An 18,751-nucleotide genomic window follows, 5' to 3' on the forward strand; every position below is an offset into this window, starting at 1 on the left:
GCCGATTTTACGGCTGCTGCTTTTTCATATCTGCATGGAAGTCTGAGAGTTGTTCCACCAGTATTTGTGATTCGAAGTTTGCAAAAGGTTGTTCTGCAAATTTAGTACCACGCATCTGTACGCTAACGCGCGCTGCTTCCGGATTTAGCATAGTGTCACTATAGAACGTCTTGATGTCAGCTAAACTCACTTGTTCAACGGCTGAAATAAGTTGTTGCTTACTGTCGAAGCCGTAGTCTTCCCGGTACCAGTCGGACAGTAAGGGCGCAACTTCTTCTTGTAAGTTTTTTGGCGGTTCGTTCAGCGTTACCAAGGTACTGGTTTTCAGCTGTTCAAACTCTGCGTCCGTCATTTTATCTAACTCGGTAGCATACTCTTTTTTAAACGCGTCGAAGCGTTGCTGCATTGCCGCAACGTCTTTCACTGGCGTTTGAATGTACATGGCAAAGCCGGTGTAGTCGTCGAGGCGTGCTGCAGTGCCACCGACTGCGTAAGCCAGTTGCTCTTCTGTGCGTAAACGGTCAAAGGCGATATTACTAAAGTGGTCTTTGAGCACGGTAGCAGCAGCAAAAGTCTCATAACCTGGTGTCAGATTGACATGCACATCGATTAAGCCGACATCGGCAACTTCAATATCCTCCTGCCAGACCACATGTTTGTTGGCTTGGGGTAGCCAATAGTTGGCGATCTTATATTCGGGCTGCTGATTCTCGGTCGGTAGCGCGTTAGTTAAGGTAGCCACGACATTTTCGAGTGCAGACGTGTTGTAGTTACCGAACGCAAACACGCGCAATCGATGTTGGCTCAGAAAATCATCCATGAACATTTGCAAATCTGCCGCGTTCAACGATTGCGCAGTATCGATCAGAACCTCAGTATTGTAGTTACCTTCACGGATCAACTTATTATAGGCGCCGAACGCTTGATAGAAGGGGAACTGCTTACCTTGGTTTCCTAATGCTCGCACATAGCGATCAACAGCTTGTCTAAAACCCTGCGGGTCCACGTCCACCGCCAAATCAGCCAGAGCCTGTTGGAGGAGCAGGGGTTGCTTATCGGTGAAGCCACCAATACGCATGGTCAGGCCGGTGCCCGCAGAAAGCCGCAGTTGCATACCAGCGATACTAGCTTCGGTCGCTAATGCGCTTTGTTCCAGGTTATACAAATCACTCCATAACGACAACAGTACGTCTGCCTTAGCAGATTTTATTGGTGCCGCACTATTCATATTAATTTCCAGGACACCACGCGGCTGATCAGCAAATGCTTCGCTAGGATAGTGCCAAACGGTGACATTATCATTATCGATGACAACTTCCGGTTTATCACGTTGTTGTGTGGCGACGATCTCAAAGTTTTCAGGCAGCATCCGGTTTACCGCTGGTAGTGCTAAATCGATTGCAGGTTCAGCGTGCCACGCAGCTTGTTCTTCAGCGCTAATAGGCACAACTTTATACTTGCCATCGTAATAATGGAGTTCACTGTCGTGCGGTTCCTGTTTGCTTACATACCATACCCGTAAGCGTTCAGGTGTAAGTTGCGCGAGCACATCTTGAATGGCTTCAGCGTCGAAATGTTCGTAATGAAAGGGGGCAGCGATTGCCATCTCAGCTGGTACGTTTTGCATTGCCTCAGCTAGATTTGAGACGTAACTAAATTCGTCAGACTTTTCCAGGAAACGGAATTGATTCGCCAGGCTGGTTTTAATTTCACTGTAGTATTTCCTGTCTACGCCTTCTGATTTAATTAAATCGATATAATTCATTAGTAGCGCGGTGATAGTGTCACGTTGCTGCATACCTGCGTCGGTCAGGTTAACGTCAATCTGCAACACGCCGTAGTTGCCGTAATAGGTGGGACTGGCTGATGCGCTGAGACTCGAGATCAAGCCGAGTTTCTTTAGCTCATACGCCGGCGCGCCAGGCATCTCTGAGCCCAGCAAGTAGGTGATAAAGCGATTAGGTTTAACCGCATACTGGTCACTATTGTCATCAATAATAAATTCAAGTCTAAGCTGCTTGAGATCCTGATTAGGCACGTAATGAATACGCTTGCCACCAACCTCAGAAAAATCTATTTCGGCGGTCACTTCAGGTTCGGCAATTTTGTCATTCTCAATGGAACTGAAATGTTTAACCGCTAGCTTCTCAAGCTCAGCAACCGATTGCTTGCCAATGAGTGCGACTTTCATAATATTCGCTGAATAGTACTGCTCGTAAAAAGCGACGGTCTCGGCATGCAAGTTACTTCCTTCCTTGTCGCCAAGAGATTCCAGATTACCGATAAGAAAACGGTTCGCAGGATGATCGCCGAGTAAATTCCGTGCTAATTTGAACTGACCGAAAAAATCCATTTCGCGGCGCATGGACCATTCAGCGTTCACCGCATTCTTCTCTTTGTCGGTGTATTCCGGATACAACATAGGCGCTTTGAAAAAATCTGAGAAACGATCAAGTGCTTCATCCAGTGCGTCATTATTGACACTGAACATGTAATTCGTGATATCGAGCCAGGTGTAGGCGTTCTGGCTCCCACCATTGGCCGTCATGAACGCTGAGTAGCCTTTTGTATCCGGATAACGTTCGGTGCCTAGAAATAACATGTGTTCAAGATAATGTGCCATACCCTGCTGTGACATTGGGTCGTGCAACAGACCTACGCCAACACTAAGCGATGCCGCCGATTTTTCCGTTTGTGGATCTGAAATCAACATCACTTCAAGCCCGTTAGGAAGAATGACCGTTTTATAAGCGCGATCATCGTTGGGCGACTTTATAACCGCCTCGTTGGTCGGTTGATGCACTGCGGTCGTGGTTTCTGCGATTGTGTTAGTTTGGCTACCACAGCCGACAAGTAATGCGAGACTCATCGCACTTGCTAAGACTAAAGGTTTCATAGTTGTTGCTCTTATAAGAAAATGTATTTCGTGAAATTATTCAGCAAGTGTAGAACGCTTGTTGGCGCTTGTGCAGTAGTTGTGGGTAAAGATCGTCCAGAGCTTTGTAACAAAATCTAATCGATGGCAACCATGACACAGTTGCGCCCGGCTTGTTTAGCCTGGTAGAGGGCGCGATCGGCTTTAATAAAGGTGTGTTCGAACGAAGCTTCTGCATGTAATTCAGCGACACCAAAACTCATCGTCAGGGTTTGCCCAAAAGCAGCGTCATTGTCGGCAATATAGCGACGGAGAAGTTCGCTGTAGTGTTTTGCCTGATCAACGCTGTAATCGGGCAGAATGAGCATAAACTCTTCACCGCCCCAGCGCCCGACGATGCCATCATCGCGAGTAAAGCTGCGTAATAACCTGGCGGCTTGCTGCAGCACTTTATCACCCTGAATATGGCCCAGCCGGTCGTTAATCTCTTTAAAATTATCAATGTCAGCAATCACCACGCTTGAGTGGTTTAGTTGCCCGGCGGCCAGCTGCCGGTGTTGCTCAGCCACCACTGAGTCGAGCTTTATACGGTTGTACAAGCCGGTAAGCTTATCGGTGATCGACTGAATTTCGAGTGCGCGATAAGCAGACTCACGAGATCCCTCATAAAAACGAAAGAGGAACCACAAGGCAATACAGACTTCAATGATATTGAGTAAGGCGCCAAAACCTAAGGTGCGCATTTCAGTGTGCTGAATCACTACAGCCATAAAACCTATGACATACAGAAACAGTGAACCGGTAATCCAGGCACCCATTTTGCGCCCAAGCAGGAAGAACACGATGGGGGGGATGATCATGATCCAGAGAACGGAATAATTCTGGCCTCTGGCGATATGAATAAAGACCATGACATTAAAGATCACCGCGGCACAAGCTAGCCAGGAGGTCAGTTTGAGTCGGCTCGGGTCTTTGAAATAAAACAGCAAAAATAACGCGACGATGAAGCTTACGTAATTAAATAGCGCGGTATCGTAGCTGTTAAACAGGAATACGTTAATAGAGCCGATCAGTACCGAGAATATCGCGATGATCTTCAGCACCGCACGCAACAGTTGCGATTGGTGAAACAACGACTGTTCAGCGTAAATTAGTTCACGGTTTAGCATCGTCACTTGTCTTGATTCGTTGTCCCCAACGTTGTTTTGCGTAACGCCTTAGGCTGGGAATGGTGTCCGTTTCATCCATGATGGGCTGACCCAGTATGGTCTCAATAATATCTTCCAACGTGATCAGACCAAGCCAGCTGCCATGTTCGTCAAATACCACCGCCATGTGCTTGCGTGCTTCTAAAAATCGAGTCAAAGCGCTTTCCAAGTCGATGCTGGGGCTTAATACTTCAATTTCACGCGCAAGATTACTGACTTTTTCGTCACGATGCGACTCCAGAGCCTCATTGCGCAAGATAACACCATGTGGAACCTCGTCATCATCAATGACCGGGAAGCGCGAATAGGGCATTGCTTTGACTTGATCCAGAAATTCACCGATGGTGCTGTCCGGACGTACGGCTTCACAAACCATGCGTGGTGTCATGGCTTTACTGACTTTTATCGCATGTAAATCGAGAATATTGCTGATGACGCGTTTTTCATCATCATCGATAGCCTTCTGCTCGTTGCCAACGATGGCAAGGGCTTTGATTTCGGCGCGGATATCGATGTCGTGAGCGTTGCCGCCAATACGCTTGGTAATTTGATCCGAGGCCCAGATAAAGGGCTTGAGTCCAATAATCATAGTATTCAATAGTGGCGGTAGTGCCGGTGCAATCCCGCGCCAGAATTTTGCGCCGATAGTCTTCGGAATGATTTCAGAAAGCACTAAAATCAGCAGGGTCATGACGGCTGAAGCGATTGCGAGGTAACCATCACCAAACACCACACCTACCTGCGCACCAACGCCAGCAGCACCAACTGTGTGTGCTATGGTGTTAAGGGTCAAGATGGCGGCCAGCGGGCGATCAATCGTCGACTTAAGACGTTGCAGTTGATCGTGCAGATGCGGTCGTTCAGACTTGAGTTGCGCTATGTAACTCGGCGTAATCGAAAGCAGGGCTGCCTCGAGTATTGAGCATAGAAATGAAATGCCGATAGCGACAAAAGCAAAAACAATCAGTAAAACCATCGTTACCTACTAAGGTGAGAACGAAATAAAAATCAATGTTGTGAAACTAGCACACAGATGGTTAGCTTAGCTAGTAAGAATACGACCAACGACAGAGTAAAATTGATGAAATTTAGTTACTTTCAGGAACGTGCAATTGCGCGCAAGGGTAAAGCTGAAGTTAATGCGCGATTACCAAAAGTAGTCGAGCGTGAGGAACTTACTGAGCGCGATGATGCGTATTATCTCGCAGAAATCACCCGCGGTATTTTTCGCGCTGGCTTCGTCTGGCGTATTATCGACAACAAGTGGAAAGATTTTGAGCAAGCCTTTAGCGGTTTTGTCCCGCTGTACTGGCAACAGGTACCGCCGGAGCGTCTGGAGCAACTGGCCGACGATGCGCGCATCGTGCGCAACTGGCAGAAAATTGAAACCGTACCGAGAAATGCGCGGATGATAGTAGAAGCAGCGGAAGAGCATGGCAGCTTTGGTCAATTTCTCGCAAGTTGGCCATCGTCGGATCAGGCTGGACTGTTGGATTACTTCAAGGTCAATGGCGCAAGGCTTGCTGGTGCCACTGCGCAACACTTTCTAAGGCGCGTCGGCTGGGATGGTTTTGTGTTATCAACTGACGTGGTAACGGCCCTTAAAAATCATAATCTGATGGATGCCTCACCCACCAGCAAACGTGGCTTACGCCAGGCACAGCAGGCATTTAATCAGTGGCATGAAGATACCGGGCTACCTTATAGTCACCTCTCGCGTATCGTATCGATGAGTGTCGATGCAGCAGCACCGGAACGTAAGCCAAAACGTACGTAAACAGCTTGCTATCAGGCGAGCGCGGCTTTAACTGCGGCTGCCGCATGGATCTCTGTGGTGTCATAGAGCTTTATCGGCGTATCCTCTTGCTGCAGCAACAACCCAATTTCAGTGCAGCCAAGCACAATGCCTTCGGCTCCTTGCTGGTGCAGCTCGTCACAAGTTTTTAAAAAGGCTTGTTTTGCTGCTGTGGTAAATTGTCCCTGACATAACTCGTTAAAAATACAGTCATGCACGTACTGCCGCGTTGTTGCCGCAGGTGTTAACACTGTGATGCCATGTTGCTGTAAACGTTCGCGATAAAATTCCTGCTCCATAGTGAAGCGCGTACCCAGTAACCCAATAGAGCTATGACCTTGCTCCAGTATGGCATCGGCAAGCGCATCAACAATGTGAAGCAACGGCGAGCTGATGGCATCCTGCACTTCAGCCGCAACTTTGTGCATAGTGTTGGTGGCAATCAACATGAGCTCGGCGCCGGCGGCTTCAAGTGCCTGCGCTGCCTGGATTAAGATAATCGCGGTTTGCTCCCAGTCACCTTGCCGTTGCAGCTGTTCAATTTCTGCAAAGTCAACACTGTACAGCACCAGCTTTGCCGAATGATGGCCGCCTAACGCGGTGCGGGTGTATTGATTCAGTAAGCGGTAGTAGACCAGAGTCGACTCCCAACTCATGCCGCCAATAATTCCGATGGTTTTCATGCTCACTCTCCCTGCGCCACAAAGTGTTATTGGCATTTACCCTGGAGTTAGAAGGCGACGGTTACGATTTAGCGTAGCGTCACAAACTCTTCAGCACTGGTTGGGTGCAAAGCAACGGTAGCATCGAAATCTGCCTTGGTTGCACCCATTTTCATAGCTACGGCAAAACCCTGCAGTATTTCGTCCATACCTTCACCGATACCATGAATGCCGACTACCTTTTCTTCGTCGCCGGTACATACCAGTTTGAAGGTGCTCAGCGCCCGGTGAGGGGTTACGGCGTTGTACATGGCGGCAAATTTTGAACGATAGATTTTCACGTTACCTTCGCCGTATTTGGCACAAGCTTCAATCTCGGTAAAACCCACAGTGCCGATAGGCGGATGGGTGAATACGATGGTCGGAATCTGAGTGTAATCCATATGTGCGTCGGGAAGATCCGGATTAAATAAGCGCTCAGCGAGCAGTCGGCCGGCCTTGATCGCCACCGGAGTAAGTTGCGCTTCGCCAGTGATGTCACCTACTGCGTAAATGCCGTCGACATTGGTATTTTGATACTTGTCCGTGCGGACGAAACCGACGGGATCAACTTCAACGCCAGCAGCTTCAAGATTAATTTTATCAGTAGCAGGTTCGCGGCCGATGGCCCAAACCAGGCAATCGACATCTTCAATGACTTCGCCAGCCTCGGTGTGTACCGTTAGTATTCCTTGCTCATCTTTCTCAACCTTGCTGACCACTGTGTTGGTATGCAGAGTCGGACCGTCAAGTTCAAGGCGCTCCAGCAGTGCGTCCGTAATGTCTTCATCAAAATAACGTAGCGGGCGATCGCGGCGCACCAACAGATGGCTGTCGCTGCCTAAAGCGTGTAAGACGCCGGCGATTTCTACGGCAATGTAGCCAGCACCGACCACCACGGCTTTGTTTGGGCGTTCTTCCAGAGCAAAGAAACCATCAGAGTCGATACCATATTCGGCACCTTCACATGAAGGCACAATGGCCCGGCCGCCAACTGCGATGGTAATGTGCTTAGCGGTGATCTGCTCACCATTTACTTCAACGGTATTTTTATCAACGAAACGGGCGAAGCCTTCAATGTATTCCACACCGTTACTCTCAAAACCTCGTTTGTAGCCGCCGTGAATTCGTTCAATATAGGCCTCACGGTTACGTACTAAGGTTTTCCAGTCGAAACCGTTTTGCTTGATATCGAAACCATAGGCTTCACTGTATTTAAGTGCTTCGGCGATATGGGCACCGTACCACATGACTTTTTTCGGCACGCAACCAACATTCACGCAGGTTCCACCTACGGCTTTAGCTTCGATCACGGCGGCTTTTGCACCGCGAATCGCTGCGCGGTTCGCTGAGGCGATACCACCACTTCCTGCGCCAATCGCTAAATAATCGTAATGTCGGGTCATGCGTTGTGCTCCTGTTACGTGCTAATCTGTGACTTAATTGATGGCCGTATGATCGCCCAAAAAAGACCTATGTGCAACGCAAGCCGCGGTTAAAGCGAGATGAAAAAAACGATGAGCTCAATCTATCCCATCCATCGCAGTAAAAAGCGCCGCTCTGTCGCGATCAAAGTTCGCGATGGCGAAGTGCAGGTGCATGCGCCCTGGGCCCTCTCTGAAACCAAGATACAGCAATTCGTAGCCAGCAAAGAAGCCTGGATCCAGAAACATCTGCAGCGGCAGCAACAACAGCTGGCCGGCGTGCAGCCACGCAACTGGCAAGCCGGTGAGCGCCTGCGTTGGCTCGGGCAGCCCCTGACATTGCAGGTGCGAACCGCAACGCGGAAAAACTGTTGCCGCGAGAATGATGCGCTCATTGCCACAGTAACCACCCGATCTAACCCGGAAAAAGAGCCTAAGGGCATTGTTCGCGCCTGGTATCAGCAGCGGGCTAAGCAATGGCTGGATGACTTTTTCAGCGATTGGCCGCAAAACCATCCGTTACAGCCAAACAGCTGGGAAGTCGGCGGTTTTTCCGGCAAGTGGGGGCACTGTAGCCGTAAGGGAGAGTTGAAATTTTCCTGGAAGTTATGGCTGGCGCCGGAATGGGTGGTGCGCAATGTGGTTATTCATGAGCTTTGCCATCTGGCAGAATTCAATCACAGTGCCAGGTTCTGGCAGTGGGTGGCACGCTATTCAGATGACTATCAGGCAGCAGAACAATGGCTTCGGCAACACGGTATGACCGTGTTGAACGAAGCCTATCTTGATTACGCGGATGATTAGCGCGCGCCTGCCGGCAGGTGCTCACGCAGGAAGTCGGTCATCATAGTACGCAGATGCAGCGTGGTACCTTCGCCTTCACGAATACCATGGGTACGGTTCGGATAGGCAAAAAATTCGAACTGTTTACCATGCTTGATCAATTCGTTCACCAACCGCTCCGTTCCCTGGAAATGCACATTATCGTCACCGGTTCCGTGGACTAAGAGTAAATCGCCCTGCAGGTTTTCCGCATGGGTAATTGCTGAAGTTTCACGGTAGCGTTCAGCCGCCTCCGGCAGGAGCCCTGAATAACGTTCCTGATAAATAGTGTCGTAGAGCGTCAAATCAGGCACCGGCGCTAACGCTAAGCCGACATCATAAGCTTCGGGGTAGCGGAATAACGCATTCAGCGTTTGCGAACCGCCGCCACTATGACCCCAGATGCCGACCCGATCTTCATCAATAAATGACCAGCGGTCCAGCATGGCCTGCAGGGCATCGTGTTGATCGCGCACAGTTACCACGCCAAGGTTTTTATAGATCGAACGGCGCCAGTCAAAACCTCGTGGCGACTTGGTGCCACGGTTATCGATCGAAGCAACAATATAACCTTGTTGGGTCAGGTAAGTGTGCCATAAGAAACGTTCACCACCCCAACTGTTGCTCACGGTCTGGCCCCACGGCTCGCCATAAACGTAAAACAGGATCGGGTAGTCTTTGTTCGGGTCAAAGTTGACGGGCTTCATCAGAAAACCATCCAGCTCGAGCCCGTCCTGTGCGGTGACCTGGAAAAATTCAAAGCTGCCGCGAGCGAGTTCATTGAAGGCCGTCTGTGCTTCGGCATTGTTCTTGATCATCCGGATACGACGGTGATCGGGCAGGCTGATCATATCCACCTGCGGCATTTGCGTGACGCTGGAATAGGTATGCACAGCGTAATCAGCATCCGCCGACAATTGATAGCTGTGGGTACCTGCCTGCGCGGGTGTCAGGCGTTCCAGTTTACTGCTACCGTCCAGGCTGGCGCGAAACAAATAGCGCTCCAGTGGTGTCTCGGGTGAAGCAATAAAATAGACCCACCCTTGCGCTTCATTGATCTGCAGCACCTCGACCACGTCCCAGTTACCACGGGTAATTGCGGTGAGCCGACCGCTGTCACGATCAACACGATAAATATGGCGGTAACCACTGCGTTCGCTTAACCAGGTAAAGGATTCGCCATCGGCAAGAAAGGTCACATCGTCAACGTATTCGGCCCAGCTCTCAGTGGTTTCGCGAATCACTTCAGCGACGTTACCGGTATCAGCATTGGCTAAAAACGCACGGTTCACTGCTTGTGAACGGGTAAGCTGTTGAATGAACAACTGCTCTGAATTACCCGCCCATTGCATGCGAACCAGATAATGCTGACGTGGATCACCGGGTACCTTCATCCAGGTGGTGTCGCCACCGTCCGCTGGTATTACGCCGATGCGCATGGCGGCGTTGGTTTCACCAACTTTCGGGTAGGGGAAGGTTTTCAGCGTCGGATACAGTGCGTCTGTATTATTGATCATGGTAAATATGGGGGTACCTGAGGTATCCAGCTGCCAATAGGCAATTTCTGTACCGTCGGGACTCCAACGGAAGCCATCACGCAGGAAAAACTCTTCTTCGTTGACCCAGTCAAAGGTGCCATTAACGATAGTATCGCTACCGTCATGGGTGAGTTGGGTGATCTTACCGTCGCGCAAGCGTTCAACGTAGATATTGTTCTGCATGACATAGGCAACCCGCTCAGCCGCCGGGTCGAATTTAGCAAACTGTAAGGTTGAGGGATCCGCAAAAGTTCCGAGCTGTGTCAGCTCACGCTGTTGCAGGTCGAAGACCCAGTAGTCACCCAGAGTATGGGTGCGCCATGAGCGTTTGGTGTTGGTAAAAATCAACAGCTTGTCGCCGGCATTCGACCAGTGATAGTCGGCAATGTCCAGTGGAGCATTTGCGCCTTCGGGAGTTAATTCTTTTGCACTTATCAGCACCGTGCGTTGCTGCGTACGTGGGTGGTAACGGACTAAATCATGTCCGGACCCTTGCTCGGCTTGTTCGAGAATCGTGTAACCGCTGCCATCGGAGAGCCAGCGTGTGGGTGGCACGCCACGAGCTTCATAGGTATCGGTTTGGTAGAGCGCGGTTAAGCTGAGAGATTCACCATTGGGATGGGCATCCTGGCTAGCCACAGGTGCGTGACCTGGAACACTGCTACAAGCTGCAAGCGCGGTAACAGCGAGTGCAGCGGCAAAACCCTGGCGCATTTTGCGCAACAAAGCGTAAGCTGATTTCATTTTGATTTCCTGTTGTTATTTGGGCTGCAACCTTGAAAACAAGAGCTTCGGCCTAACATCTACAGTAGAGTAGCCGTAGATGAGTTACACAGCGCATTATTCAAGAGGAAGCCGTATGAGTCAAAACCCTTTATTAAGTGATTACCGTTTGCCGCCTTTCGATGCCATCGAAGCAGAGCACATTGTGCCAGCAATTGAGGCGCGCATTGCCGCCTGCAAGCAGGCCATCGAAACCGTGTTGGCAGCGCAGGATTACAGTTGGGATGGACTCGTCGCGCCATTGGAAGATGCGGATGATTTATTAGAGCGCAGCTGGTCGCCGGTGTCTCATCTTAACTCGGTGGTCAGTTCTCCGGAGTTACGTGAAGCACATGACGCCTGCCTGCCGTTACTAAGCGACTATGGCACTTTTGTCGGGCAACACGAAGGTCTGTTTAAAGCCTTTCAGGCGCTCAAAGATAGCGACGAATACGAGACCTTGTCGGAAGCTCAACGTAAAGTGATCGACGATACGCTGCGTGACTTCGAGTTGTCCGGAATTGCATTGCCAGCGGCGGAGAAGAAGCGCTATGCCGAGATCCAGACGCGTTTATCGGACCTTTCCTCGAGCTTTAGTAATAACCTGCTTGATGCCACCGACGGCTGGCACTATTTGGTCACAGATAAAGCGCGGTTGGGTGGATTACCACCGAGTGCCATCGATGCCGCCGCCAGTGCGGCCGAAGAAAATGACCAGCAAGGCTGGCGCTTCGGGTTAGCAATTCCCAGTTATTTACCGGTGATGATGTACGCCGACGATGCCGAATTACGTAAAGTGATGTATCAGGCTTTCACCACCCGGGCATCGGATCAGGGGCCGCAGGCTGGACAATTTGATAATAGCGCAATCATGGCTGAAACCCTGGCGTTGCGCCACGAACTGGCACAATTGTTGGGCTATCGCGATTATGCGGAACTAAGTCTGGCCACCAAAATGGCCGAGTCGACCACCCAAGTTGAACAGTTTTTACAGGACCTTGCTGCGCGATCTTTGCCGCAAGCGCACGCCGACTATCAGGAAGTCCTTGATTTCGCTCGCACTGAATACGGTATCGGGGAGCTCGAGGCCTGGGACGTGGCCTACTTTAGTGAAAAGTTAAAGCAGCAAAAGTACGCGATCTCTGATGAAGAGCTGCGCCCCTATTTCCCCGAACATCAGGTGCTGAAAGGACTCTTTACTGTCGTTGAAAACCTGTTCGGGATGAATGTGGAAGAGCAAACGCCGCCATCACGTTATCACGATCATCTTCGATACTTTGTGATCGGCGATAGCAATGGCGAGCTGCGGGGCAGTTTCTATCTGGATCTTTATGCGCGCAATGGCAAACGTGGTGGTGCATGGATGGCTGAGTGTGCGGTACGCCGCGTTAACACTAACAATGATCTGCAACACCCCATCGCTTACTTAACCTGTAATTTCAACAAGCCAGTGGGCGATAAGCCTGCGCTGTTTACCCACGATGAAGTGCTGACCCTGTTCCACGAATTCGGTCACGGCCTGCATCATATGTTGACCAAAGTCGACGTCGCTGGGGTATCAGGAATTAACGGTGTGGCCTGGGATGCGGTCGAACTGCCGTCGCAGTTTCTGGAAAACTGGTGTTGGGAACCGGAAGCTCTGGCAATTATTTCTGGCCATTACGAAACCGGTGAATCTTTACCTGAGGATTTATTGGAGAAAATGCTGGCCGCCCGCAACTTCCAGTCGGCAATGCAGATGGTTCGACAGCTGGAGTTTAGCCTGTTTGACCTGCGCATTCATCGTGACTATGACGCCCAGCAAGGCGATCAGATTCAGACCATTCTCGATGCTGTCCGCGATGAAGTCGCGGTACGCAAGCCGCCGGCCTATAACCGTTTCCAGCACGGCTTTGGGCATATCTTTGCAGGCGGCTACGCGGCTGGCTATTACAGTTACAAGTGGGCGGAAGTGTTATCTGCTGATGCCTTCAGTCGATTTGAGGAAGAAGGGATCTTCAATCGTGATGTGGGTATGGACTTCTTGCACGCTATTCTAGAGCGTGGCGGTTCGCGGGAAGCGATGCAGTTATTTAAAGAGTTTCGTGGCCGTGAACCTGAAGTTGAAGCTTTGCTGCGTCACTCAGGTATTACCTCGCATGAACATGCTGGTGCTCCCGTTTAAGGGAGTACCCAGTTCACAATAAGTAGCAGCGTAACCACGAATAAGACGATAAAAACAACGCCAACGCCGATGAACAGGCCCGGGTGGCCCTTGCTGAAATCGCGTTGGCGATTGGCTTCGGTTTGCACACCAAAAAGTGCAGCCAGAACGCTGAAAACGACACTGAAAAAGTTAGGTTTAGAATCAGTACTCATTCGCTCAGATTAACCCAAGCTGACTTTCTTGCTGCTACCATACTCATTCTGGCTTCGATTCGATTCTTCAAACAGAAGTTCGAACAGGTCAAGGAAGTGAAACTGGGTGGAACGGCTGCGACCAGAGAACCATGAGGCCCAGGATAGTTCGTTTTGAGTTGCTTGTTTAGCACACTGCTGCGCGTTTTGCGGCTGCTCGGAGTTAGCAAGCAGTTTTTGGCATTCTGCCTGAGAGGCGGTAAGCGTTGAAGAGCCACCACTGGTCAACAATGCAGCGGTCAGCATCACACAAACGACAGCAAAGCCGCTGGCGAGTTGTTTATAATTGCGCTGTTTTTGCATTGATGAGACTCCTTCCACGAATGCGTGAATAACGTACAATTTAGCAGCTTTGCCCCTGCGTTGCCAAGCTATTTGGCGCTTTTTTTAACTGGCAAGCGCGGGTCTGTCTGGTACACTAATGCACTTTCTTACCAGCAACGGGGATCACTATGGCAGATTATCTCATCGCTCCATCAATCTTGTCGGCAGATTTTGCCCGATTAGGGGATGAAGTTGACGCGGTTTTAGCCGCCGGCGCCGATGTCGTACATTTCGATGTAATGGACAATCATTTCGTGCCAAATCTCACCATTGGTCCCATGGTGTGTAAAGCGTTACGCAGTCACGGCATCACCGCGCCGATAGATGTGCATCTGATGGTGCAGCCGGTAGAACGCATGATTGATGAGTTCGCGGCAGCAGGTGCCTCGATTATTACCTTCCATCCTGAGGCGGCGACGCATGTTGATCGTTGTTTGCAACAGATCCGCGATCACGGTTGTCAGGCGGGGTTGGTGTTTAATCCAGCTACACCACTGCATTACCTGGATTACGTGATGGACAAACTTGATGTCATCCTGTTGATGTCAGTCAATCCTGGTTTTGGCGGTCAAAAGTTTATTCCGGCGACACTGGACAAGCTGCGTGAAGCGCGGCAGCGAATTGATGCGAGTGGACGACCGATCCGGCTGGAAATTGACGGTGGTGTAAAAACTGAAAACATCGCGGAAATAGCAGCTGCGGGTGCCGATATGTTCGTCGCCGGCTCGGCTATATTCAATCAACCGGATTATGCTCAGGTCATCAATGCTATGCGGGCTGAACTCGCAAAGGTAACCAACTAGCAGAGTCGCCAGCGGCTAAGATTTGCACGGGACGTTAACGGAATTATTATGAGCAAACCTATTGTATTAAGTGGCTGTCAGCCATCAGGACAACTTTCGATTGGTAATTATATTGGCGCGTTACGGCAGTGGGTGCAGATGCAGGCCACCCATGATTGCCGTTTTATGCTGGTCGATTTGCACGCGATAACCGTGCGTCAGGACCCGCAGCAATTGCGCGAAGCTACCCTGGATGGTTTAGCGCTTTATATGGCGTGCGGTCTTGATCCGGATAATAGCGTGATTTTTGTTCAGTCACATGTTCCTGAGCATGCGCAGCTGGCGTGGATCCTGAATTGCTACACGCAAATGGGCGAGCTGAATCGCATGACCCAGTTCAAGGACAAATCAGATCGGCACGCGCACAATATCAATGCTGGCCTGTTCACTTACCCGGCGCTGATGGCCGCTGATATTTTGCTCTATCAGGCCAACGAAGTGCCGGTCGGTAATGACCAGAAGCAGCACCTGGAACTTGCGCGCGATGTTGCCACCCGTTTCAACAACATCTATGGCGATGTCTTTACCATTCCGGATCCTTTTATTCCGGAAGTTGGCGCGCGCGTGATGAGTCTGCAGGATCCGACCAAAAAGATGTCCAAGTCGGATGAAAACCCGAATAATTTTATTGGCTTGCTGGAAGATCCGAAAAAAATCACGAAGAAGCTTAAACGCGCCGTTACGGACTCAGATGAGCAAGCACGGATTTATTTCGATCCGGAAGAAAAAGCTGGGGTTTCAAACCTGTTGTCGATCTTGTCTGCCGCGACCGGTCGTCCTATTGCTGAGCTGGTACCTGAGTACGAAGATAAAATGTATGGCCATTTGAAAACCGATACTGCCGATGCGGTAGTAGCGATGCTTGAGCCCATTCAGCAGCGCTACCACGAGTACCGGACGGATCTGGATTTTCTGAATCAGGTCATGGCCAGGGGAGCGGACAAAGCCAGCGGATATGCCGCAGAAACCCTGCGCAAGGTCTATGACGTAATCGGCCTTGTAGCACGTCCTTGAACCTTAAGAGCTCTGTACCATGTTGTTGATGATCGATAATTACGATTCGTTCACGCACAACGTGGTGCGCTATTTTCGCGAACTGGATTGCGAGGTAATGGTGGTGCGTAATGACGCCATTACCCTCGAAGAGATTGCCGCTTTACCGATCAGCGGCATTGTCCTGTCACCAGGTCCTTGCACCCCGGATGATGCGGGTATTACCTTGGCTGTCATCGAAGCCTTTGCCGGCAAAATTCCGCTGCTTGGGGTTTGTCTTGGCCATCAGGCGATAGGTCAGGTATTTGGTGCCAAAGTGGTACGCGCGACCCAGGTTATGCATGGTAAAACGTCGCTGCTGAGCCATCAGGGCGAAGGCCTGATGCACGGACTGCCGCCGCAGTTCAAAGTAGCCCGCTATCACTCATTGCTGCTGGCCAACGCTAGTATTCCGCCGTGTCTTGCGATTGACGCCTGGACAGAAAACGCTGATGGTGAACGTGAAATCATGGCACTACATCACCGCGATTTGGCTGTTTGGGGCGTGCAATACCATCCGGAAGCTATCGAAACCGAACACGGGCATGCTGTTTTACAAAATTTTTTGACCCACTGCCGAAATTTTGCGCGTTAACTATTCAACAAAAATGACAGCATACGCATAGTTATGCAGCCATCCCGCAAGCTTAGCCTGATTCGCTGAACGCACTGTTTTTTCTGCTCTTTCGCAACGACAAGTTGACGATTTTCTGCAATAATATGGCCACTCAAATTACCCGTAATAGAATCCGACAGAGAGGAATTTATGGCAGAACACATGAAGGTTACCCGCGAGACGTTTAATGACGTAATGGTCCCAAACTATAACCCGGCGAAGATGATTCCGGTAAAAGGTGAAGGCTCACGCGTGTGGGATCAGGATGGCACTGAATATGTTGATTTCGCTGGCGGTATCGCGGTGAACTGTCTGGGTCACTGCCATCCGGCAATGGTGAAAGCCCTGACCGAACAAGGCAACAAACTGTGGCACCTGAGTAATGTGTTCACCAATGAGCCGGCGATTCGGCTAGCGAAGAAGCTGACCGACGCAACATTTGCTGAGCGGGTCTATTTCGCCAACTCAGGCGCCGAAGCGAATGAAGCCGCATTAAAGCTGGCACGTCGCTGGGCGCTGGATAACCACGGCGCTGACAAAGATCAAATCGTCGCGTTCGCCAAAGGCTTCCACGGCCGCACATTTTTCACCGTAACCGTCGGTGGACAACCTGCGTACTCAGATGGCTTCGGACCAAAACCAGGCGGCATCGAGCACGTTGAATACAATGACCTGGCGGCACTCGAAGCGCAGATGTCAGATAAAACCTGTGCGGTGATGATGGAGCCGTTGCAAGGCGAGGGCGGCGTTATCAGCCCGGATCCAGACTTCGTAAAAGGTGTGCGGGCGCTTTGTGACAAATACAACGCGTTGTTGATTTTTGATGAAGTGCAAACAGGTTTTGGCCGTACTGGCAGCCTGTATGCGTACCAGCAACTGGGTGTTACTCCTGACATTCTGGCCTCGGCGAAATCGCTGGGCGGCGGCTTCCCTATTGGTGCGATGTTAACCACCAAAGCGATCGCGGAACACCTGAAACCGGGTACTCACGGCAGTACTTATGGCGGTAACCCGCTTGCCTGTGCGGTTGCTGAAGCCGTGTTTGACGTGGTGAACACCGATGAAGTCCTGGCCGGTGTCAAAGCCCGCGAAGAGTTATTCAAAACTAAGCTGGCTGAAATCAACGAACGTTACGGCATCTTTAAAGATATCCGTGGCAAAGGCTTGCTGATCGGTGCTGAGTTGAGCGACAAGTACGAAGGTAAGGCGCGCGACTTCCTGAACGCCGGTGCAGATGAGGGCGTAATGGTGCTGGTTGCCGGCCCCAATGTAATTCGCTTCACGCCGTCGTTGATTATTCCCGAAGCAGACGTTATCGAAGGTTTGGCACGCTTCGAGAAAGCCGTCGCGAAACTCGTCGGATAAGACGGCGGAGCCTATATGTTAGTAGTACGTCCAATTACGCCGCAGGATTATGCGGCGCTTTACGACTGTGCAGTGGAGTCTGGCTACGGCTTTACCTCATTGCCCGTTGATGAAGACTTGTTACGCCGGCGTATCGCGCGTGCTCAGGAAGCTTTTGCGCGTGAGCATGTCAGCGAGCCGGGTGAGGAAGGCTACCTGTTCGTTATGGAAGATACCGAAACGGGTGAAGTCGTTGGTTGCAGTGGTATTGAAGCCGCTGTGGGTTTAACTGAGGCCTTCTATCATTACCGACTTGGCAAGGTCGTCCACCACTCCAAAGGACTTGACGTCTACAACGCATTAGAAACGCTGACCCTATGTAATGACTACACCGGGGTCAGCGAGTTGTGCACGCTGTTTTTGCGCGAACCGTTCCGGAAAAATCAAAATGGTCGCGTACTCTCGCGTTTCCGCATGCTGTTTATGGCGGAGTTCCATGAACGCTTCAGCCAGTTCGCCATTGCCGAGATGCGCGGTGTTTCGAACGATAATGGCGAATCGCCGTTTTGGGGCTGGCTGGAGAAATATTTCTTCAACATGGACTTTGACCAGGCTGATTATCTTACGGGGATTGGCGAAAAAGCCTTTGTGGCTGAGTTAATGCCGCAATTTCCGCTGTATGTAAAAATGCTCGAACCTGAAGCGCAAGCGGTGATTGGTAAGGTGCATGACAACACCCGGCCGGCATTACGAATGTTGGAAAGTGAAGGTTTCCGCTTCCGTGGTTACGTGGATATTTTTGATGCGGGACCTACGGTTGAAGTGGAAGTGGCCAATATTAAAAGTGTCCGCGAAAGTCAGCGGAAAGCGGTTCGGATTGCTGAAGTTCAATCCGACAACGCGGCTGACGTGATTTTGTGTAATACACGCGTGGCGGATTTCCGCGCCGGACGGGCCACCATACAAGAACATCCCGATCATATTGTTATCTCCCCCGAAACGGCTGACCAGTTACGCCTGCAAGACGGGGATCATGCGCGCTTTGTCGCGTTGTAAGTGGACTCAAACTAC

16 protein-coding genes are annotated in these 18,751 nt (G+C 50.7%); 8 read left to right on the plus strand and 8 right to left on the minus strand.

Translation table 11 applies throughout. The features are described from left to right. Positions 1 to 7: 7 nt before the first annotated feature. From CWI69_RS10465 to CWI69_RS10475, 3 genes are all read right to left on the minus strand, one after another. The gene (locus CWI69_RS10465) at positions 8 to 2,896 is read right to left on the minus strand and encodes an insulinase family protein (RefSeq protein ID WP_126764155.1); all 2,889 of its coding nucleotides are present in this window, start codon (positions 2,894 to 2,896) and stop codon (positions 8 to 10) included. A gap of 116 nt (positions 2,897 to 3,012) precedes the next feature. Beyond that, the gene (locus tag CWI69_RS10470) at positions 3,013 to 4,044 is read right to left on the minus strand and encodes a GGDEF domain-containing protein (protein WP_241971100.1); all 1,032 of its coding nucleotides are present in this window, start codon (positions 4,042 to 4,044) and stop codon (positions 3,013 to 3,015) included. Next, complete coding sequence (locus tag CWI69_RS10475) at positions 4,031 to 5,059, minus strand: CNNM domain-containing protein (RefSeq protein ID WP_126764157.1); 1,029 nt, start codon at positions 5,057 to 5,059, stop codon at positions 4,031 to 4,033. Before CWI69_RS10475 ends, CWI69_RS10470 begins: the two co-directional genes overlap by 14 nt. Before the next feature lie 105 nt (positions 5,060 to 5,164). Between CWI69_RS10475 and CWI69_RS10480 the strand changes: the two genes are divergently transcribed. After that, positions 5,165 to 5,860 carry a DNA-3-methyladenine glycosylase I gene (locus CWI69_RS10480; RefSeq protein ID WP_126764158.1) on the plus strand — a complete coding sequence of 232 codons (696 nt, stop codon included), beginning with the start codon at positions 5,165 to 5,167 and terminating at the stop codon, positions 5,858 to 5,860. Between the two features lie 11 nt (positions 5,861 to 5,871). Here CWI69_RS10480 and CWI69_RS10485 read toward each other — a convergent pair whose 3' ends face one another. Together CWI69_RS10485 and gorA are read right to left on the minus strand one after the other, a co-directional pair. Next, the gene (locus tag CWI69_RS10485; protein WP_126764159.1) at positions 5,872 to 6,561 is read right to left on the minus strand and encodes an aspartate/glutamate racemase family protein; all 690 of its coding nucleotides are present in this window, start codon (positions 6,559 to 6,561) and stop codon (positions 5,872 to 5,874) included. Between the two features lie 68 nt (positions 6,562 to 6,629). Next, positions 6,630 to 7,985 carry a glutathione-disulfide reductase gene (gene gorA, locus CWI69_RS10490; RefSeq protein WP_126764160.1) on the minus strand — a complete coding sequence of 452 codons (1,356 nt, stop codon included), beginning with the start codon at positions 7,983 to 7,985 and terminating at the stop codon, positions 6,630 to 6,632. A gap of 111 nt (positions 7,986 to 8,096) precedes the next feature. Here gorA and CWI69_RS10495 point away from each other — a divergent pair, with 111 nt between their 5' ends. Beyond that, a complete protein-coding gene (locus CWI69_RS10495) occupies positions 8,097 to 8,807 on the plus strand; it encodes a M48 family metallopeptidase (protein ID WP_157984268.1) in 711 nt (236 codons plus the stop codon). Here the strand turns inward: CWI69_RS10495 and CWI69_RS10500 are convergent. Next, a complete protein-coding gene (locus tag CWI69_RS10500; protein WP_241971096.1) occupies positions 8,804 to 11,107 on the minus strand; it encodes a S9 family peptidase in 2,304 nt (767 codons plus the stop codon). The genes CWI69_RS10495 and CWI69_RS10500 overlap by 4 nt on opposite strands. Positions 11,108 to 11,222: 115 nt before the next feature. On the opposite strand from CWI69_RS10500, the gene prlC reads away from it, so the two are divergent. Beyond that, complete coding sequence (gene prlC / locus CWI69_RS10505; RefSeq protein WP_126764162.1) at positions 11,223 to 13,289, plus strand: oligopeptidase A; 2,067 nt, start codon at positions 11,223 to 11,225, stop codon at positions 13,287 to 13,289. Here the strand turns inward: prlC and CWI69_RS10510 are convergent. Further along, positions 13,286 to 13,483 (minus strand): DUF2970 domain-containing protein, encoded by a 198-nt coding sequence (locus CWI69_RS10510; RefSeq protein ID WP_126764163.1) that lies wholly within the window; start codon positions 13,481 to 13,483, stop codon positions 13,286 to 13,288. The genes prlC and CWI69_RS10510 overlap by 4 nt on opposite strands. 9 nt (positions 13,484 to 13,492) lie before the next feature. Beyond that, complete coding sequence (locus tag CWI69_RS10515) at positions 13,493 to 13,825, minus strand: hypothetical protein (RefSeq protein ID WP_126764164.1); 333 nt, start codon at positions 13,823 to 13,825, stop codon at positions 13,493 to 13,495. Positions 13,826 to 13,974: 149 nt separating this feature from the next. Between CWI69_RS10515 and rpe the strand changes: the two genes are divergently transcribed. The 5 genes from rpe (at position 13,975) to astA (ending at position 18,736) form a co-directional block, all read left to right on the plus strand. Then, positions 13,975 to 14,649 carry a ribulose-phosphate 3-epimerase gene (gene rpe, locus CWI69_RS10520; RefSeq protein ID WP_126764165.1) on the plus strand — a complete coding sequence of 225 codons (675 nt, stop codon included), beginning with the start codon at positions 13,975 to 13,977 and terminating at the stop codon, positions 14,647 to 14,649. Between the two features lie 48 nt (positions 14,650 to 14,697). Then, positions 14,698 to 15,702: a tryptophan--tRNA ligase gene (gene trpS, locus CWI69_RS10525; protein ID WP_126764166.1), complete on the plus strand. Its 1,005-nt coding sequence runs from the start codon at positions 14,698 to 14,700 to the stop codon at positions 15,700 to 15,702. A 19-nt stretch (positions 15,703 to 15,721) separates the two neighbouring features. Beyond that, on the plus strand, positions 15,722 to 16,315 hold the full coding sequence (locus tag CWI69_RS10530; RefSeq protein ID WP_126764167.1) for an anthranilate synthase component II: 594 nt from the start codon (positions 15,722 to 15,724) through the stop codon (positions 16,313 to 16,315). A 183-nt stretch (positions 16,316 to 16,498) separates the two neighbouring features. Further along, complete coding sequence (locus CWI69_RS10535; RefSeq protein ID WP_126764265.1) at positions 16,499 to 17,701, plus strand: aspartate aminotransferase family protein; 1,203 nt, start codon at positions 16,499 to 16,501, stop codon at positions 17,699 to 17,701. A gap of 15 nt (positions 17,702 to 17,716) precedes the next feature. Then, entirely contained in the window at positions 17,717 to 18,736 is a 1,020-nt protein-coding gene (gene astA / locus CWI69_RS10540) for an arginine N-succinyltransferase (protein ID WP_126764168.1), read from the plus strand. Positions 18,737 to 18,751: the final 15 nt, after the last annotated feature.

Origin of the sequence: Pseudidiomarina halophila, assembly GCF_003987215.1 — a bacterium.
Taxonomy (GTDB): Bacteria; Pseudomonadota; Gammaproteobacteria; order Enterobacterales; family Alteromonadaceae; genus Pseudidiomarina; species Pseudidiomarina halophila.

What these genes read in the sequence shown, in the direction of transcription:
- CWI69_RS10485 (WP_126764159.1), bottom strand. Translation starts at nt 6,561, where the DNA reads ATGAAAACCATCGGAATTATTGGCGGCATGAGTTGGGAGTCGACTCTG.
- rpe (WP_126764165.1), top strand. Translation starts at nt 13,975, where the DNA reads ATGGCAGATTATCTCATCGCTCCATCAATCTTGTCGGCAGATTTTGCC.
- CWI69_RS10515 (WP_126764164.1), bottom strand. Translation starts at nt 13,825, where the DNA reads ATGCAAAAACAGCGCAATTATAAACAACTCGCCAGCGGCTTTGCTGTC.
- CWI69_RS10510 (WP_126764163.1), bottom strand. Translation starts at nt 13,483, where the DNA reads ATGAGTACTGATTCTAAACCTAACTTTTTCAGTGTCGTTTTCAGCGTT.
- trpS (WP_126764166.1), top strand. Translation starts at nt 14,698, where the DNA reads ATGAGCAAACCTATTGTATTAAGTGGCTGTCAGCCATCAGGACAACTT.
- CWI69_RS10465 (WP_126764155.1), bottom strand. Translation starts at nt 2,896, where the DNA reads ATGAAACCTTTAGTCTTAGCAAGTGCGATGAGTCTCGCATTACTTGTC.
- CWI69_RS10530 (WP_126764167.1), top strand. Translation starts at nt 15,722, where the DNA reads ATGTTGTTGATGATCGATAATTACGATTCGTTCACGCACAACGTGGTG.
- gorA (WP_126764160.1), bottom strand. Translation starts at nt 7,985, where the DNA reads ATGACCCGACATTACGATTATTTAGCGATTGGCGCAGGAAGTGGTGGT.
- CWI69_RS10480 (WP_126764158.1), top strand. Translation starts at nt 5,165, where the DNA reads ATGAAATTTAGTTACTTTCAGGAACGTGCAATTGCGCGCAAGGGTAAA.
- astA (WP_126764168.1), top strand. Translation starts at nt 17,717, where the DNA reads ATGTTAGTAGTACGTCCAATTACGCCGCAGGATTATGCGGCGCTTTAC.
- CWI69_RS10470 (WP_241971100.1), bottom strand. Translation starts at nt 4,044, where the DNA reads ATGCTAAACCGTGAACTAATTTACGCTGAACAGTCGTTGTTTCACCAA.
- prlC (WP_126764162.1), top strand. Translation starts at nt 11,223, where the DNA reads ATGAGTCAAAACCCTTTATTAAGTGATTACCGTTTGCCGCCTTTCGAT.
- CWI69_RS10475 (WP_126764157.1), bottom strand. Translation starts at nt 5,059, where the DNA reads ATGGTTTTACTGATTGTTTTTGCTTTTGTCGCTATCGGCATTTCATTT.
- CWI69_RS10535 (WP_126764265.1), top strand. Translation starts at nt 16,499, where the DNA reads ATGAAGGTTACCCGCGAGACGTTTAATGACGTAATGGTCCCAAACTAT.
- CWI69_RS10495 (WP_157984268.1), top strand. Translation starts at nt 8,097, where the DNA reads ATGAGCTCAATCTATCCCATCCATCGCAGTAAAAAGCGCCGCTCTGTC.
- CWI69_RS10500 (WP_241971096.1), bottom strand. Translation starts at nt 11,107, where the DNA reads ATGAAATCAGCTTACGCTTTGTTGCGCAAAATGCGCCAGGGTTTTGCC.